We start from the raw sequence: 17,813 nt of genomic DNA on the forward strand, positions 1-17,813 counted from the left end.
CTCCCGTGAATATTCCGACCGAAAAAACGCTGTGCTGATATCACCATCGTGCTCGGTCGGAAGAGCGCCGCATGTAGTCTGGGAGGAACCTGCGTCAGCCGCCGAGTCTGGCCGTCAGCGCAGGCAGGATCTTGTAGAGATCGCCTACGATCCCATAGTCGACGAAGTTGAAAATCGGCGCATTTTTGTCTTTATTGATAGCGACAATCGTCTTCACGCGGCTAACGCCGACCATGTGCTGAATTTGCCCCGATACGCCCGTGGCAATATAGACGTCCGCACCCAGCGCCACGCCGGAAACGCCGATATAGCGCTCGTGCTCCATCCAGCCCTCGCCTTCGGCGATAGGCCTTGAGCATCCCACTTCGCCGTGAACCGCCTTCGCCAATGCGGCGGCCAGCGCGATGTCCTCCTGCTTGCCGAACCCGCGCCCTACGCCCACGACGCACTTGGCTTTGCCGAGGTCTACCGAGCTGCCCTGCTTAGGACGGCGCCCCACCAGACGAAGCGGGTGCGCGGGTGCTATGAACTCACCCACAGTGACTTCGGCCGCCGCCGCGTCGGTTACGGGCGCTACGTCATGGCCGCTGCCGACCGTCACCACCGAATAAGGCGAGCCGATCTGCGCCTGCGCGTGGGCCAGGCCGCCGTAAAGCTGGTGGGTTACGCACACGGAATCACCCTCTACGCTCAGGCTAAGCACGTCGCTGGCAACACCCGCTTCAAGCTTCGCCCCCAGCCGGGCCGCTATCGCTTTGCCCCGCTTTGACGAAGCCAGCAGCACCAGAGCGCGCGAGCCGGACTCTTTAATAATTTGAGCAAACGAAGGAACGTAGTCTTCAACCACCGTTTCCTCCCGCTGCGGCAGGTGATACACCCGATCTGCCCCCAAATTCACGCAGGCGCTGACGTCCGCATCGCCGCCGACAAACAGGACGTTAACCTTTTCGCCCCACTGTCGGGCAAGGGCAATCAGCTCGGCAAGCCTTTCCGCTTTATCTGCATAAACAAAAACGGTGGGTAATAAATTAGCCATGTTGGATCTTCTCCCCTATAAATTATTGATTAAGCGCCTGCCGGAGGTGGTCGGCGAAAGCGGCAATGTTGTCGTCCGAATCGCCCTCGAAGATCACTCTCAGACGGTCGGCCTGTTCCGGCGCGCGGGCTCTTATCAGCGAAGTGGTCGGCGCAGAGATATCGACGCCGAGATCCGCAAGGCCCCACTGGGTCACCGGCTTTTTGTTCGCCGCCAGAATGGCCTTCATGGAAGGCAGCTTTGGAGTATTAATATCGGACGATACCGAGACGACGGCGGGCAGCGTGAGCTCCAGCTCTTCCACCACGTCTTCAAGATCTCGTTCAACCACAACCTTGCCGTCGCTCACCGTGATTTTGCTGACGGCGTTGACGCACGGCAGCCCCAGCATTTCCCCCACCAAAAGCCCGGTTTGCTGTGCGTACAGGTCGCCTGAGCCTTCGCCGCAAATAAGCAGATCGAAGCCGATTTTTTGCGCCGCGGCGGCCAGCACTTTCGCCGCTTCCGCCGGGTATAGAGAAGTGCAGGCGTCGTCGGCTATCGACGTCAGGTCGTCCGGGCCGCGCGACAGAATGTCCTTACGGACCTTGGAGTTCTCCTGCATGGCCTTTGCGCCCGCGCTCAGCGCCGTCACGCTGCCGCCGCCGGCCGCTGCCGCCAGCTCTACCGCCGCCTCTATGGCGTTAAGATCGTACAGGCTGATTTTTAAACCGGCATTTTCCGTCGCCAACGTGCGATCCGGGCGGGTTGTGATGTCCTGTTCATCGTGAACAACCTTACAACAGGCAATAAGTTTCATAGTTCGTACTCTCCATTCTGGTGAATGAAACGGTTAATAGAAAAAACGCTCTGACTCAGGCCAGAATGTGCTTGGCGATGACCATGCGCTGGACTTCGCTGGTGCCTTCAAAAATTTCGGTAAGCTTGGCCTCGCGCATCAGCCGCTCCACGGGATACGATTTGGTGTAGCCCATACCGCCGTGCAGCTGAACCGCCTTTTGAGTGACGTAGGTAGCCGCCTCTGAGGCGTAGAGCTTGGCCTGTGCGGCTTCGCGGGTATAATCACCGCCCGCCATCTTGGCCGCCGCCGCGCGATAAACCAGCATGCGGGCGCAATCCACCTGGTTTGCCATCTCCACCAGCATCCACTGCACGCCCTGGTTGGCGGCGATAGGCTTGCCGAACTGAATGCGCTCTTTGGTGTAGGTGATGGTCGCATCCAGCGCACTCTGCGCAATACCCAAGGCAATGGCGGAGCAGCTCAAGCGGCCGCCGTCGAGGGTTTCCATCGCGATACTGAATCCTTGCCCTTCCGCGCCCAGGCGGGCGCTTTCGGCTACCACGCAGTCGCTGAAGCTGACCGAACAGGTATCGGAGCCGTTCATGCCCATCTTCTCTTCCGGCAGGCCAATGCTGATGCCGGGGTTGTCGCGTTCTACCAGGAAGGCGCTAATGCCCTTCACGCCCTTGCTCTTGTCGGTCATGGCGAAAACGATATAGAAGGCGCCCTGCGGCGCGGCGGTGATCCAAAGCTTGGAACCGTTAATCACGTATGAATCGCCCTGACGCACGGCGGTCGTTTGCTGGCCGGCGGCATCGCACCCTGCGCCGGGTTCCGACAGGCAGAAGCAGCCGATCTTCTCGCCGGACACCACGCCCGGCAGCAGGCGCGCTTTGGTTTCTTCATTGGCGTATTTCTGAATGATGGGGCCGGTTAAGGAGCACTGTGAGCCCATAATCATCGCGTGAGCGGCGCTCACCTTGGCCATTTCTTCCGTCGCCAGCGCGTAGCTGAGCACGTCGGCTTCGCTGCCGCCGTAAGCCTCATCGATATTGAAGCCAAACAGCCCCAGCTCGCCCATCGGCGCAATGCTTTCGCTGGGGAAGCGGTGCTCTTTGTCTATCTCGCCTGCGATCGGCTTAACGTCGTTCTCAACGAATTCTCTGACCATGTCCCGAATAAGGGTCTGTTCTTCCGTCAGTTCAAAATTCATGCTTTTTCTCCCTCTGATGATATTTATCTGATAGTTATTCGCTATTTCGTCGGCGCCAAAGGCGACCGCGTTTTTGGTTTGGTTAAAGCTACCCGCCTAGAGACGTGATGGACGCGGGAAGGAACGTGTACAGAAGCAGCATGAAGACCATCGCGATAAGCGGGATCGCCAGCGTCAGAATGCCGACCGGCCCATAGGCCTGCTTATGGTTGACGCCGCACACGCTCAATACGGTGATAATCAGCCCGTTAAACGGCGGCGTGGTGCTCATACAGGCCATGGTCGCCACCCGGTGCAATGCGCCTTGATCCACAACGGCGGCGGGGAACATGCTGGCGATAAGCGGCATGGCGATGCTCAGCGCTCCCGAGCCCGAACCGCTGATAAACACCAGCGCGCCGACGGCGATAGCCGTAACCAAAAGCGGGCTCATGCCCGACTGGGCGATCGCTTGGAACGACTCCTTAAAGGCGGGCAGCGCCATGACCAGCGCGCCAAAGCCCACGATAACGGCGGTATTAAACAGCGACGTCACGCCCTCCATCGTTCCGGCGGCCAGATTGCCGACAATCTCTTTCCAATTGAGGAATTTGACGTAGATAATCAGCGCGGCAATGATGGCGGAGAACAGCGCGATGGCCGGGTCCAGCTTAAGCACGTTCAGCACCAGCAGCAGGATAATCATAGGCAGCAGTGCAATGACAACGTGCGGCATGGGGCGGCTCTTGGCCTCGCCGCCTTTTTGCGCCGTTTTTTCGTCATCGACCCACCCTTCGCCGCTGGCCTTCACCTTCTTAAACAGCCAGGACAGATACAGGATCACCAGCGTGACCTGAAACAGCGCCGTCAACATGCCCGGCACCAGCCCGGCGGTGGCGGACGTGCCGAGAAACTTCATGGGGATCAGGTTTTGGATCTGCGGCGAGCCCGGCATGATCATGACGAAGGTGCCCGCGCCGGCGAAGTAAACGGCGGGGATCAGCCTGCGCGGCAGGTTGGCCTTTTTGAACATGCTGACCATCATGGAATACACGGTGAACAGCGCGACGAACACCGATACGCCGCCGTAGGCCAAAATAGCGCAGGCAGCGACTAAGGAGGGGATCACCGCCCTTTCGCCAAACTTGCCGATAATAAACGACGCCACGCTGTCGGCCGCGCCGCTAATCGCAGTCAGCTTGCCGAAGATGGCCCCCAGCACGAAGATAAAAAAGAAGCTGCCAAAATAGCCGCCGAGCCCGCCCGTATAGACTCTGAGTATCGCGTCTATCGGGTTGAGCGTGTCGGGCGACGTCATCCATGCCGTCACGGCCAGAAAGAGGCTGGCGGTAAACACGGAAATAAAGATGTGTATTCCCTTCATACACATCACCATCAGGATAATAAGTCCTATGACTAAACAAAGAATGCCCATAGTGCCTTACTCATATTGGTCTGATAGCCATCGGATCGCTTGCCGATAGCCACCAGGGGGTTATCGGCCCGCCCGGTTATCAACCTGGCGCGGGCCATGGTCGGCCTGTGGCCGAACGTTGCTAAGCCGACAGCACGTCTGCAAAGGTTTGCAGCGCCGTGCGCGCCTGCTCGTACGTCTTCGTTTGTTGGTCGATTTCAATGATGATGGAAGGGATCCCCGCTTTATCGAGGTGCTTTTTGACGATTGGCGCGTCAAACTCTTCCGGATCGCAGAACTTGGTCAGCAGATACACCACGCCGTCGGCGTTGTTTTTCTTAACCATGTCGACCAGCATCCCGCCGCGCTTTTTCTCCGGGTCGAACAGCAGAGAGCAGCCCTCCAGCTCGGCAATCTGCCTGGCCATCGCCTCATAGGGTTCGCAGTCCTCCGGAACGTCCTGACGGAACTGGCGGGACTCGTGCGCGACTTCGTCCGCGACGATAGCCATGTTGTTGTCCGCCAGGATCTGCAGAATTGACGGGCTGTCGGCGATAATGCCCGTCACCACCACCCGATGGCCGTTCCACTCTTCCTGCGGCAGCGCCCTGCAGCGTGCGATAATCTCCCGCACCGCTTCGATATGCTCCAACACGTCCATGAAGTAGCCGCTCTTGATAACGGTATTGCGCATCTGGGGCGTAATGGTTTGCGGGTATTGGGCAGCAACGCTTGAAAATTCGCGCAGCGCGGCGCGGCGCAGGTTGAACAGGCGGATAGCGTTTTTAAGCGATTCTTCCGTGACCGCCTGGCCCGACAGCGCTTCCAACTGCTTCGCCACCTTTTTGTACTGCTCAACCAGAAAAGCGACGCCGGCCGGCGTATTGCGGTTTTGCGGATGCACCAGCTGAATAAAGGGCACTTGGGGTACGCCGGACTTCCAGTTTTGCCCCAGACACTTGAGGGTATCGCACAGCGTGGGGATAAGCGCCGCTGAAAGCTTGTTCAGCGCGGTATCCAGTCCCATTTCCAGCGATGAGAGCGCCAGCGCGCAGTAAAAAGGCGGGAAGTACTTTTTAGCTTCTGAAATTTCCCGCCCTTCCGCGCCCCATACGCCAAACGGCACCATGCCGGCGGCATAGACGATTTCGTTCGGCGTGTATTCAGGAAAGCAGCCGACCACTTTTTTACCGCTGCGGATAAAGCCGTCAAGCTGCTTTACCGGGTTATCCACTACCGCCTGCAGCCGTTCAAATATGTCAGTCAACGCGTTCATCAGATGCCCCCTTTGTTCGTTGCTGCCTTGTTGGCGGCCATGATTTCCGTCAGCGCCTCAACGCGGGTCACGTACTGCGCCTCAGAGAAGACGCGCGGATCGGCCTGATCGCCGTCGAACGTCACCGTTGGAATATGCAGCTCGCGCCGGATCTTTCTTTCAATCTCCGGCATGATGCCGCTCCAGAGTTTGCAGCTGCGGTTAACGTGAATAATGGCGCCGTCGACCTGATTCTGGCGGCTGACGTCGATGCGCATATCCGCCGCTCGCTCGACGGAAACGCAGTTGGGCACGTAGGAGTAAGCGCGCATCATCTCTTCGCTGTTTTGATAGATAACGCCGAATGCGGTGGCGTAAACGGTGGCCGTGACGTTAATGCCCTGATCCTTGAGCGGCGTGGAGGTGGCGCGCAGATAGGGCCAACAGGCGATGCCTTCAAACAGCACCCGATACTTTTCTTCTCCGCGATAGGTGGACTTGTTCTCCTTGATGTTCTGCTCCATCTCTTCGCACAAAAGCTCAAAGGCTTCCGCCGCCTCTAACTTTCCGCGCGCGCAGACGGCGACGGCCATATGGTTGAACAAGTCGAAGCCGTTCATCGGTGAAGGGCGGTATTTACAGTATTCCGCCGCTTTCAGCCACGCCCGACTGGTACGCTGAGACACCTCGCAAACCTGCTTGAACCGCTCTTCAGAGAACGTTTTGCCAGTGATTTTTTCCAACTGCCTGATGGCGTCGTCAAACTGGGCCTGAACGTAACGCACCGTCGCATCGTCGGTGTCGTAGTCGTTTTTGTAGGGAATATCGATGAGGATCATCGGAATATTCAGCTCGTAGGCGATGTTTTCATACCACTTGATCATGCAGTTGCAGATGTTGTTGCAGCACAGCAGGAAGTCCGGCTGCGGCATGTCCATCTCGTCGCAGTGCTTCACGTCCATAAACGACAGGCTGATTCTGGCGTAGGCGCAAATATCGTTGGAGTAGCCCATGCTTTCGGCGTGTTCACACATTCTTAAACCGCCGCCCTTGGCCGCGATGGCGGCCGCCTGGTTCTCCGGATACACCACGCACACGCCCAGCGTTTCCGCAATTTCCTGCGGGAAGTTAGATGCGCACCAGCCCACCTTTTCGCCTCTGGCCTTGGCGTCCCAGGCCCGCTGATAGGCGTCGCCCGCAAGCTGCTGTAGCCGCTTTTTCGCCGGTACGTAGTCCGGCGCGTTCATATCTATATTGCTCATATGTGCATTCCTGAAAGTGGCGCGCCGTCCCGCAACTGCTGGCTGCACGCATCAAAGGCATAAATGGCTGCGCCTATCGCCCCGTTATATTGTGATAGCGGCGAGGTCATGATAGGCGCCCCCAACTCTTCGCTAACGTAGCGAACAACCTCAAAGTTGCTGGCTACGCCCCCGGTCATAACGATCGGCTCTTCCACGCCAACCCGCTTCGCCAAGCCGGCAATGCGGCTGGCGACGGACCTGTGGATACCGTTAATCACGTCGGGGATCGTTTCGTTGTTGGCTAAATGGGAAATCACTTCAGATTCGGAGAACACCGTGCAGGTAGAGCTGATGGTAACCCGCTTTTTCGACTTGGCGCCCTCCGTCGCGAGATCGGAGATCCGCGTTTCCAGCACGCGGGACATGACGTCCAGAAAGCGCCCGGTTCCTGCCGCGCACTTGTCGTTCATCACGAAGTTAATCAGCCGGCCGGCGCCGTCCATATGCAGCGCCTTGACGTCCTGACCGCCGATATCAATCACCGTCTTGACGCCGGGGAACAGATAGTGGGCACCCTTGGCGTGACAGCTGAGTTCGCTCACCTCTTTGTTGGCCTCTTTAAGAGAGTTACGCCCGTAGCCGGTGGCGCATACCCAACGAATATCGGCCGGTTTCCCGCCAAACTGCTGCATCACCTCAGCGATCGCCTTTTCCGGCCCTGACGTTCCTGCCCCCACCGACGCCAGAGACTTCGCGACAATCTCTACGCCGTTTCGCATGATGATGCACTTCGACGCGGATGAGCCGATGTCTACGCCCATAGTGAATATGTCCTGCTGCATACTGACGCTCTCCAAAAGAGTAAGGGAATAACGAACTAGGCTTTCCTGACGATAACGTCGCCGTTGGCCTCAAGCTCGGCGATGCGCTCATCGCTATAGCCGAGCGCTTTCAGCACCGCGCCCGTATCCTCGCCCAGTAGAGGACCGCGGCGATATTCAGGCAGCCCGCTTTCCAGGAAGTCGATTGGAGGACGCACCAGCGCTTTCTCACTGCCGTTGGCATACTTCATGCGGTAAAAGGCGTCGATGGCCCATGCCTGTTCGTCTTCCAGCACCTCTTCCCAGGTTTGCGCGACGCTGAAGGGGATATCGTTTTCGGTAAAAATGGCCTTCCACTCGCTGGCGGTCTTCTGCTCTATTTGCGCCCAGACAATGTCGTACATCTCAGGGGAGCGCCCGTGCTTTGCGACCTCTTGCAGCTTGGTATAGCGCTCGTCTTGCGCCAAATCCGGCCTGCCTATGCAGGAGATAAACTTGGCGTAGTAGGCGTCGTAAACCGGCATACAGACCTGAATAAAGCGGTCGTCTTTGGTTTTGTAGGCCAGAATAAACGGGCTGGTGGTGGTGCGGCGGTCGATAGGATAGGTTTGGCCGTAGTCCGGGTACTGCGCGGCCTGAATCATGATGGCCTGCGTATAGATGGAGGTGTGCAGCAGGTTAGTGGAAACGTACTCGCCTTCGCCGAGGCTCTTGGCGCGGATATAGGCCGCCAGCACGCCAGCGACCAGCCCCAGCGCGCACTGGTGATCGCCCAGGCCGGGAATGACGTTCATCGGCACAGTGTCTTTTTGATAAAGCGTTCCCAGAATGCCGGCGCGGGCGAAGAACGCGGTATAGTCGAAGCCCGGCAGGTCTTTATCCGGCCCCGCTTCGCCGTAGCCCGTCAGGCTCGCGTACACCAGCTTCGGGAAGCGCTTTTTCAACGTTTCGTAGTCAAGCCCCGCTCTCGCACGGGCGCCAGGACGCCAGTTAGTCAAAAAGATGTCTGCTTTTTCCAGAAGTTCGAACAGAACCTTCTTTCCCGCTTCCGTTTTCGTATTCAGCCCAATGCCAAGCTTGTTGGCATTTTCCAGATCGAAGGTGGTGTTTTCATACTGATCCAGCGGCCGCCCCTCGGTCGGCGCGGTATAGCGCAGGTTATCGCCGTCCGGCGACTCTATTTTGATAACGTTGGCGCCCATATCCGCCAGAATGCGCCCGGCGGCGGGAACGGCGATAAAGGTCGCCAGTTCGACAACGGTGACTCCTTCCAGTGCTTTACGGTTACTCATCTTTTCTCCTCAACTTTTTAGACTTAATGCGGCTATCGTCAGAACGTGAAAAAACGGTTTTCGGTCAGTTATCAGCGTTTGCCTCTTCCTTCCCGACTCTCGCCCCATAGCCCATCTGAGACTTCAGGACCTGAACGTCTATCTTTCCGCAGGGCGTGTGGGGGAACTGGCTGAAAAAGCAGATGTCTTTTGGCATTTTGTAGCGGGCCAGCCGCTGGCGTAAAAACTCACGCAGCCCGGTTTCTGTGATGGAATGCCCCTCATGAACGCAAACGGCGGCGGCCACCTCTTCGCCCAGGTCTTCAGAGGGAATGCCGAACGCCTTGGCGGCCTCAACGCCGGAATACTCCATCACTGCCTCTTCGATTTCCCGCAGGCTGACGTTCTCTCCGCCGCGTACGACGATTTCTTTAATTCGGTAGGCATAGTGGTAATAGCCGTCGGCGTCGACGTAGCCGACGTCGCCGGTGTGCAGCCAACCCTGTTCGTCTATTACCTCTTGCGTTTTTTCCGGCTCGCCGTCGTAGCCCATCATGACGTGGAAACCGCGCGTACAGATTTCCCCGCGCCCGCCCGGCGGGCAGGTTTTTCCGTTTTTAAGAGAGGCGATCCTCATTTCAACGAAGGGCAGCGGCTTGCCGACGGTGCGGCCCTTTATCTCAACGGGATCGCCCGGCAGCGTCTGGGTGCAGCAGGGGGAAGCCTCGGTTTGCCCGTAAGAGACGGCGACCTCTTTCATACCAAGACGCGTAGAAATTTCTTCAATCAGGCCAATGGGAACCGCAGCGCCGGCCACTATCCCCTTCGCCAGGCTGCTGACGTCGTAGTCGACAAAGCGCGCGTGGCGCATCAGGCGGCTGAATATGGTCGGCACGCCGTGCATGACGGTGCATCGATAGGTTTGAACCGCCTTCAGCACGTCTTCCGGGCTGTAGTTGTCCAGCAGCACTAGCCGGCATCCGGTCGTCAGCGAGAAAAAAAGGCCGGAAGAGAGGCCAAAGCAGTGAAACAGAGGAACTGCCAGGCAGAGGGTATCCTGCTGCGTTACGCCCAGCCGCCCGGCGGACAAAATAGCGTTATTAATCACGCTGTAGTGGCTGAGCATGACGCCCTTGGGCGCGGCCGTACTGCCGGAGGTGAGCTGAACGGTCAGCATGTCGGCGGCGCTGACCTTTGACGTCTCAGTAAAATAGGAAGAGGAAGATACGTTTTTTCCTCTCTCTTTAAGCTCGGTTAAGGAAAAAGCCGGCGATACGCTTTTCTTCCCTATGCCGATCAGCACGCGGGGAACGGAAACGCCATCAGGCCTCGCTGACATCGCAAGAGACTGAACGGTTTCAACAAAGTCGTTTTCTCTAAAACCGTCGGAAAAACATAACGCCTTAAGGTTCGTCAGGCGAAATAAATCCAACAGCTCTCTTTTCTTAAAATGGAAATTAATACAAACGACCGGCAGGCCAATTTTAGCGGCGGCTAAAAAGCAGATAACCCACTCGATGCTGTTGGCTGACCAGATGCCCAGACGATCGCCTTTCCTAAGCCCCGCGGCCAAAAAGCCGCGCGCAACGGCGTCCGCTTCCTCGCTTAGCGCCTGCCAGGTCATCGTTCTTCCGCTCTGGCTTTCAATCAGCGCCGTCCCGGACGGATTTTTCGCCACCGCGTTATTCAGACATTCTTCGACCGTTATCGACAACAGGTTCATAAATACCTACTCAACGGAATACTTGCCGCGTTACGCCGCATCTGCTTGCAATATCCGCATTGTCTGTAGGTCAACGTCGTCATTCTTGGTAAATAACGAACTGTTTTTCGTCATTTTCACCAAACGGGTGAAAACTGTGATTCGATTCTATTTTTTACCTATTTATTGGTAGGATTTATTACAACGCGTTTACATGAAATGAAGTAGATTTGAACATCTGTCGTAATTTGTTCGTGATTTTTAACCGTTGAAGCGCTGGCTGCGACAAAATTCACTTTCCAAATAATAGAGGTATGACGTTTACTTCACCGTTGAGGTATGCTCTCCTTTAGGTAGGCAAGAGCCGCGCGCTTGCGCGCCGTACAACAGGGACGCTGCTCATGACGGATTATCGAGCACACTTTCAACGGGTTTCCACGCTTTCTGCCGCCAAGCGCGAGCAGATGGCCGATATTTACTTCCAATCCTATGCCGGGAGCGACGCATCGCGCTTTATGTCCGACCTGGCAGATAAAGATGAAGCGCTACTGCTCGAATACAGAGGGCGGCTCGTCGGCTTTAGCAGCGTCCAGTTTTATGAGCATGAACGGGCGCTCATTGTTTACTCCGGCGATACCATCGTCATGCCGGAACACTGGATGCAGCAGACGCTTCATCGCGTCTGGATTTCCCGCATGGCTCTGCTTTACAAGCAGCATCCACAGAAAAGACTCTACTGGTTTTTACTGGTCAAGGGCTTAAGAACCTACAAATACCTGAAGGCATTCGCCAAAACGTTTTACCCGCACTGGCAGCGCGACGAACCCGAGCTTCAGCGGCTGGCCGACACGTTGGCGTCAAAAAAGTTTGGCGCGCTATATAACCCACAAAGCGGCGTAGTGGAATGCCCCCCACATTACGGCTATCTGAAAGAAGCGCTGGCAGACATCGCGCCGACGCTCCACGGCCGGCCGGAGGTCGACTTCTTTTTACAAAAGAACCCGCACTACTCGCTCGGACACGAGCTGGTGTGCCTGTGCGAAATCGCGCCGGACAACCTGGCCGCACGCTATCAAAAGCTGTTTATTAATCCTGACGTTGAGTTTTACGATGAATAATCTCTGGAGCCACTTTCAACAAACGCTCCCTTCTCCGAGCGGTACCGTTCGGGAAAGGCAAACGCAATGGCTGATGGACTGCCTGGCAACCAATCGGACGTCGGCCTACGGTGAGAAGTACGGCTTTGCCGCTATCTCATCAATTGAAGAATTTCAGCAGCGCGTGCCCGTCGTCGAGTATGAGACGCTGGCTCCACTTATCGACAGCATCGCCAACGGCCAGGCTAACGTACTGTTTTGCGCCGACGCGCTGGCGTTTGAAAAAACCGGCGGCAGCCACAGCGGCGGCAAGCTCATTCCCTACACGGCGCGCGGCCTGGACGACTTCCGCCGAGCGCTGACGAATTGGCTTAACGATACGATAACCGAATACCGCCTGACGGAGGGGCGGGCCTACTGGGCGCTTAGCCCGGCTGCGACGCGTACCGAAAGCACCCGCGGCGGCATCCCTATCGGCGCGGGCGATGAGCTTTATCTGGGCGATGAAAATCTGGCGGCGTTTGCCGGGCTTTCCGCCGTTCCATTGAGCCTGGGCGCGGTGGGAGAGATGGCGGACTGGCAGCTGCTGACGCTTTACTTCCTCACCCGCTGCGACGACCTGAAGCTTATTTCCGTCTGGAGCCCGGCATTTCTGACGTCGCTGCTGACGGCGCTGCGCGAGCGCCAGCAGGAGCTTATCCCGCTGTTGGCCCACGGCGACCTCGTTGCCGGGCATTCCCTGACCGCCGACGCCGACGCGCTTCGCCGCTATCGCGAATACCTGACTCGGCAGGAAACTCGTCTGCTTTGGCCGGAGCTGGCGCTGATAAGCTGCTGGACCGACGCGGCCTCCAGGCCGCTGGCCGTTGAGCTGATGCGCCACTTCCCCGGCGTTCATCTACAGCCCAAGGGGCTGCTCTCCACCGAAGCCATTATCAGCGTGCCGGATTCCCGCGGGCACCCTCGGCTGTGCGTCGACAGCAACTTCTATGAATTTATCGATGAAAGCGGACGCATTCATCTGGCGGACGACCTCACTACCGGCGAAGAGTACGGCGTGATAGTTACGACCAACAGCGGCCTGTATCGCTATCTGACTCACGATCGGGTGCTGTGCGTCGGCGACCGCAAGGGCGCGCCGCTGCTGCGCTTTACCGGCCGCAGCGGCGTAAACAGCGATCTGGTGGGAGAAAAGCTGACGGAACCGTTCGTCATTCGCTGTCTGGACGAGCTTGAGGGCTTTGCCGCTCTGGCGCAGGACGCCGCGGCTCCCGGTTACGTGCTGCTGCTGGACAAGGCGCTTCGCTGGCAAAATAGTCAAAGCCTTAGCGATATCGAGAGGCGGCTGTGTAATAATCCACAGTACGACTACGCCAGACGCCTGGGTCAACTCGCTCCGCTGCGATACGCCTTTATTGAGAACCCGGTCGAGCACTATTTGCGTTGGCGGCATCAACAGGGCAGGCGGCTGGGGGAGATTAAAATACCCGCGCTGTTTACGTCTGACGACTGGCGCGATGCCTTTCAGATAAGGGAATAGGAAAGATATGGATTATCCATCATACGGCCCACAGAGGAAAATGAAGCTGGTGCTGATTTCTCCCAAAGGGCCGCTGTATCGCAGCCGCGGCGGCATTTTTAAGCGCTCTCTACGCTATCAGCCGCTGACGCTGACCACGCTGGCAGCGCTGGTGCCGAAGTCCCTGCCGGTCGAGATAAGCCTAATCGACGAAAGCATCTGCGACATTCCTGAAAATCTCGAGGCCGATCTGGTCGGCATGACGGTGATCACCGGTACGGCGCCGAGAGCCTACGAGCTGGCGGCGGGCTTTCGCGCCAAGGGCATCTCCGTCGTGCTCGGCGGGCCGCACGTTACCCTGCTGCCGCAGGAGGCCGCCCTGCACGCTGACTGCGTCTGCGTCGGCTATGCGGAGCAAAGCTGGCCTCGGCTGATTAATGACTTTCTCAACGGCGAAATGCGGGCCGAGTATCGGCAGGAGGAAGGCTTTCATCTGGACGCCGCCGAACTGCCCTTCCCGGAGCGCGATCGCTTTGACGGTAAGCACTTCCTCACTCAGGCCGTATTCGAAGCCACCCGCGCCTGCGCCCACAACTGCGAGTTTTGCGTCGCGCCCAGCGCTTGGGGGCGAAAGCAGTTTCAGCATCCCGTCGAGTGGGTAGTCAACGACATTCGCCAGTTCGTCGCCCGTACCGGCAAGCGTAAGATCATCTTCGTCGACCTCAATCTGGTGTCAGACATTGGCTACGCCAAGGCGCTGTTTACCGCCCTGATCCCGCTGAAGATCCAGTGGTTCGGCCTGTCTACGGTGCTGATTGCCCACAACCATGAACTGATGGAGCTGATGGCGAAAAGCGGCTGCAAGGGGCTGCTGCTGGGGCTGGAAACCGTCAGCGACGGCAGCCTGAAAGACGCTGGCAAGAAATTCAACGGCTCGGTGGACTACAAAGCGCTGATTGGCGACCTGCACCGGCTGGGGATTTCCATTCAGGGCTGCTTTGTTTTCGGCCTCGATCACGACACCACGGACGTGTTTGACCGCACCGTGGAGCTTGCCATCGACGCGGGCATCGACCTGCCCCGCTTCTCGGTACTGACGCCGTTCCCCGGCACGCCGCTGTACCGCCGCCTTGAAGAGGAAAACCGCATCCTGACCAAAGACTGGTCGCTGTACGACGCCCAGCACGTGGTTTTTCAGCCTAAGTTGATGAGCGTCCGAGAACTGGAACTGGGCCACGAGCGCGCCTGGAAAAAGGTCTATCGCTACGGCAGCATCGCCAGAAGGCTGTGGAACGCCAAAAACTTCAAGCCGCTGGCGCTGACCGCTAATCTCGGCTATCGCTTCTACGCTCACCACCTGCACCAGTTTTATACCTGCGATTGGCCGATCGAGCACGCGCCCGAGCGGAGCGCCTAGTATGCGACTGACGTTTATTCACCCGGCCATCGGGCATCGCAAAAACGAATCCTACCTGCGGTCCTGGCAGATGGAGCCGCTGCCTATCGCCGCGCTTAAGGGGTTAACGCCTGCCGACGTAGACACGCCATTTTTCGACGACCGCCTGGAGCTTATCCCATTTGACAGGCCAACCGATGCGGTAGCCATTCCGGTGGAAACCTACACCGCCAAGCGCGCTTATCAAATCGCCAGCGAATACCGTCGCCGCGGCGTGCCGGTCATCATGGGAGGGTTTCACGTCACGCTGGTGCCGGACGAAGCCGCGCGCTTTGCCGACGCCATCGTTATCGGCGAAGCGGAGTCCGTTTGGGCGGAGGTGATTGACGATTTACGCCACGGCGCGCTAAAGCCTCACTACCAAGGGCAGCAAACCGATCTCAGGCAGGTTAAGGTTGACCGCAGCCTGTTTCAGGGGAAACGCTATCTGCCCATCGGGCTGATCGAAACCGGGCGAGGCTGCCGCTTTCCCTGCGAATTTTGCGCGGTACAAACCTTCTACCAAAGGCGCTACCGGCGGCGCGACGTTGACAGCGTGCTCGGCGAGCTTATGACGATTAAGGCGCAAAAAAAGCTGTTCTTCTTCGTCGACGACAACTTCGCGGGCAGCCTGCGCGAAAGCAGGGGCGTACTGCCCGAGCTGGCGCGGGCCGACGTACGCTGGGTCACGCAAATGAGCATCAACGCTGCCCACGACGAGGGCTTTGTACAAGAGCTGGCTAAGGCCGGCTGCCGGGGCGTGCTGATAGGCTTTGAGTCCCTCAATGAAGACAACCTGCTACTGATGAACAAGCGGGTCAACACCATGAAGGGCGGCTTCGGCGGCGCGCTGGCCAACCTTCGAAAGCACGGCATCGCGGTTTATGGCACCTTTGTCTTCGGCTATGACCACGACACGCTCGAATCGTTTGGCGAGGCGGTACAATTCGCCCGCGAACAAAGCATGTATATCGCGGCCTTCAACCATATGACGCCGTTTCCCGGCACGCCTCTGTATACCCGGCTTGAGGAAGAAAAGCGGCTGCGTTTTGAAAACTGGTGGCTGGACGACCGATATCGTTACAACGAGCTGCCCTTCTTCCCCGCCAACCTGACGCCGCAGCAGGTGACCGACGGCTGTTTGTCCGCCAGAAAGGCGTTCTACGGCTGGCGCTCGATGTTCCAGCGCAGCTGGCGCAACCGCAGCGACTTTTTTATGTTCCGCAACTACTTTCCTATCAACTGGCTTCACCATAACGAAGTCAGCGCCCGCAACGGCTATCCGCTGGGTGATGAAGGCTGGCAGGGCAAGCTGCTGGAGGTCAAATAGTGCGGATCGTTGCCGCGACGCCGGAGCGGGACGCCGATCTGCTGCGCCTGCTGGAAGAAAACGCCATGAGCGGCGACGTGAGCCTGGTAATGACCCGCCGCCCGCGCTACTTCACCCCGGAGCACGATTTCGGCATTGAGCGCTCCGCGCTGGCGCTGGAAGGCGAGCGCGCCGTCGGCATGTGCCGACTGACTGAACACGCAGGCTTTGCCAACGGCAAAGCGCAGGCGCTCGGCTATCTCGGCGGGCTGCGCATTTCCCCCGACTACCGCCACCGCGTTCGCGTACTGCAGGCGGGGTTTGACTACCTGCGCCAGCTTTCTCCGCCCGATTACTGCTACACCAGCATTGCGACCGATAATCGCACCGCGCTTCGCCTGCTCGAACGAGGTATTCCGGGGCTTCCCGCCTATCGCCCGCTGGGAGAGATGTGTACGCTGGCGATAAGCAGGAAACGGGGGAAACGTCGCGGGCTGTGGCGGATGATGCCACAGGAAAGCTACGCCGACGTGGTCGAGTGCTACCGCCGAAACGCCCGCCTCCGCCAGCTTGCCCCCGTTCTGGACGCAGGCTGGCTGCACTCCAGCGGGGCAACGGTTTTAGGCTATTACGACGGCCAAACGCTTAGCGCCTGCGCCGCGCTGTGGAACCAGCAGGCGTTTAAACAGGTGTTGGCCTCCCACTATTCCTTACGCGCGCGCCTGCTGCGCCCTTTCTATAACGGCTACGCGATGGCAACAGGCCGCGTTCCGTTGCCAAAGGCGGGCCAAGCGCTCGATCAAAGCTTTTTGGCCTTTTTTGCCGCCGACGATGGCGATATGACAGCGGATCTGATTATGGACGCACTGCCCCTGTGCCCTACCCGCATCATGACGCTGGGGCTTCCCGCCGCCGAACCGAGCGTAAAGAAGCTGACGGCCCGCACCCGCGCAGCGGTGTACCGGACTCGACTCTACGGCGTAGACCTGTCCTCCAGCCCCGAGTGGGACAATCGCACCGTTTGGCCGGAAGTGGCGCTGCTGTGAGGTTTTTCCGCTAAGCCGATAGTATTAAAGGGGGAAGCAGTTTCCTTCCCCCTTAGGTGCGTTTCGATCCGTGAATTAATCCGTAAATTACTTCAGCAGATCAATCAGTCGTAGCAGAGCCAACAGCAGCTCCACTACAACGATGATGACAGACAATATCTCCATTTCACCCGCTTCTCCGTGCTTGCAGAGCGCGACGCCGACGCCTTACCCTTACGCCGCCTGTTGGCATCGGTGTCCAATCGTCAGATGGAATGCCGAGCCCCAGACCAGGGCACTGCCTGCGGCACCACCCGTCCGGCAGCCAGGACTTGTAAACTGGTTTGTTCCGGAGCACGTCAATCTGACGCGCCAAATTATAAAACACCTTCAAATACCGCCAACGGAGAACGCCATTTTTTGCGAACCATTTCCAGATAAAAAATATTGAAGAACAGTTGGCTATCTCCCTACTTGCAACAAAAGAGCAGGCCAGCTACACTCGCAGAGTCGTCAGATGGAGTGCCGTGCTCCACCTTCGTGAGCCTCATGAGTCGCTTACTGAAGGCGAAAAACAAAAAAACCCGCTACCAACGGGTTTTTTTGTTTTCTGCGCTTCTCGTTCAAATCAATGTCTTTTCCGATCGGCGGGCGATACTTGTTAAAGGGGGAAGCGGTTTCCTTCCCCCTTAGGTGCGTTTCAATCAGTGAA

14 protein-coding genes are annotated in these 17,813 nt (G+C 58.0%); 5 read left to right on the top strand and 9 right to left on the bottom strand.

Features of this window, described 5'->3' with window-relative positions; all coding sequences use genetic code 11:
* Nucleotides 1–94: 94 nt before the first annotated feature.
* From V8L73_RS17120 to V8L73_RS17160, 9 genes are all read right to left on the bottom strand, one after another.
* The gene (locus tag V8L73_RS17120; protein ID WP_027275399.1) at nt 95–1,036 is read right to left on the bottom strand and encodes an FAD-binding protein; all 942 of its coding nucleotides are present in this window, start codon (nt 1,034–1,036) and stop codon (nt 95–97) included.
* Between the two features lie 22 nt (nt 1,037–1,058).
* Entirely contained in the window at nt 1,059–1,835 is a 777-nt protein-coding gene (locus tag V8L73_RS17125) for an electron transfer flavoprotein (protein ID WP_347253555.1), read from the bottom strand.
* Between the two features lie 55 nt (nt 1,836–1,890).
* The gene (locus V8L73_RS17130) at nt 1,891–3,030 is read right to left on the bottom strand and encodes an acyl-CoA dehydrogenase family protein (RefSeq protein ID WP_027275397.1); all 1,140 of its coding nucleotides are present in this window, start codon (nt 3,028–3,030) and stop codon (nt 1,891–1,893) included.
* 88 nt (nt 3,031–3,118) lie between these two features.
* The gene (locus V8L73_RS17135; protein ID WP_347253556.1) at nt 3,119–4,393 is read right to left on the bottom strand and encodes a GntP family permease; all 1,275 of its coding nucleotides are present in this window, start codon (nt 4,391–4,393) and stop codon (nt 3,119–3,121) included.
* Nucleotides 4,394–4,565: 172 nt separating this feature from the next.
* A complete protein-coding gene (locus V8L73_RS17140; RefSeq protein ID WP_347253557.1) occupies nt 4,566–5,699 on the bottom strand; it encodes a 2-hydroxyacyl-CoA dehydratase family protein in 1,134 nt (377 codons plus the stop codon).
* Nucleotides 5,699–6,940 (bottom strand): 2-hydroxyacyl-CoA dehydratase subunit D, encoded by a 1,242-nt coding sequence (locus tag V8L73_RS17145; protein ID WP_027275394.1) that lies wholly within the window; start codon nt 6,938–6,940, stop codon nt 5,699–5,701. The genes V8L73_RS17140 and V8L73_RS17145 overlap by 1 nt, the downstream gene beginning before the upstream one ends.
* Nucleotides 6,937–7,764: an acyl-CoA dehydratase activase gene (locus V8L73_RS17150; protein ID WP_347253558.1), complete on the bottom strand. Its 828-nt coding sequence runs from the start codon at nt 7,762–7,764 to the stop codon at nt 6,937–6,939. The genes V8L73_RS17145 and V8L73_RS17150 overlap by 4 nt, the downstream gene beginning before the upstream one ends.
* 35 nt (nt 7,765–7,799) lie before the next feature.
* Nucleotides 7,800–9,035 (bottom strand): CoA transferase, encoded by a 1,236-nt coding sequence (locus V8L73_RS17155; RefSeq protein ID WP_347253559.1) that lies wholly within the window; start codon nt 9,033–9,035, stop codon nt 7,800–7,802.
* A 64-nt stretch (nt 9,036–9,099) separates the two neighbouring features.
* A complete protein-coding gene (locus V8L73_RS17160; protein ID WP_347253560.1) occupies nt 9,100–10,737 on the bottom strand; it encodes an AMP-binding protein in 1,638 nt (545 codons plus the stop codon).
* 380 nt (nt 10,738–11,117) lie between these two features.
* On the opposite strand from V8L73_RS17160, the gene V8L73_RS17165 reads away from it, so the two are divergent.
* From V8L73_RS17165 to V8L73_RS17185, 5 genes are read left to right on the top strand one after another with little or no spacing between them, the layout of a single operon-like run.
* Nucleotides 11,118–11,834 (top strand): hypothetical protein, encoded by a 717-nt coding sequence (locus tag V8L73_RS17165; protein WP_261832520.1) that lies wholly within the window; start codon nt 11,118–11,120, stop codon nt 11,832–11,834.
* Nucleotides 11,827–13,353 (top strand): GH3 family domain-containing protein, encoded by a 1,527-nt coding sequence (locus V8L73_RS17170; RefSeq protein WP_347253561.1) that lies wholly within the window; start codon nt 11,827–11,829, stop codon nt 13,351–13,353. The genes V8L73_RS17165 and V8L73_RS17170 overlap by 8 nt, the downstream gene beginning before the upstream one ends.
* Nucleotides 13,354–13,360: 7 nt before the next feature.
* The gene (locus tag V8L73_RS17175) at nt 13,361–14,749 is read left to right on the top strand and encodes a B12-binding domain-containing radical SAM protein (protein ID WP_347253562.1); all 1,389 of its coding nucleotides are present in this window, start codon (nt 13,361–13,363) and stop codon (nt 14,747–14,749) included.
* 1 nt (nt 14,750) lies between these two features.
* On the top strand, nt 14,751–16,097 hold the full coding sequence (locus tag V8L73_RS17180; RefSeq protein ID WP_347253563.1) for a B12-binding domain-containing radical SAM protein: 1,347 nt from the start codon (nt 14,751–14,753) through the stop codon (nt 16,095–16,097).
* Nucleotides 16,097–17,122 carry an N-acetyltransferase gene (locus V8L73_RS17185; RefSeq protein ID WP_347253564.1) on the top strand — a complete coding sequence of 342 codons (1,026 nt, stop codon included), beginning with the start codon at nt 16,097–16,099 and terminating at the stop codon, nt 17,120–17,122. Before V8L73_RS17180 ends, V8L73_RS17185 begins: the two co-directional genes overlap by 1 nt.
* The last annotated feature ends 691 nt before the right edge of the window (nt 17,123–17,813 follow it).

The organism is Leminorella grimontii (assembly GCF_039789245.1).
In the GTDB taxonomy this organism is placed as follows: domain Bacteria; phylum Pseudomonadota; class Gammaproteobacteria; order Enterobacterales; family Enterobacteriaceae; genus Leminorella; species Leminorella grimontii.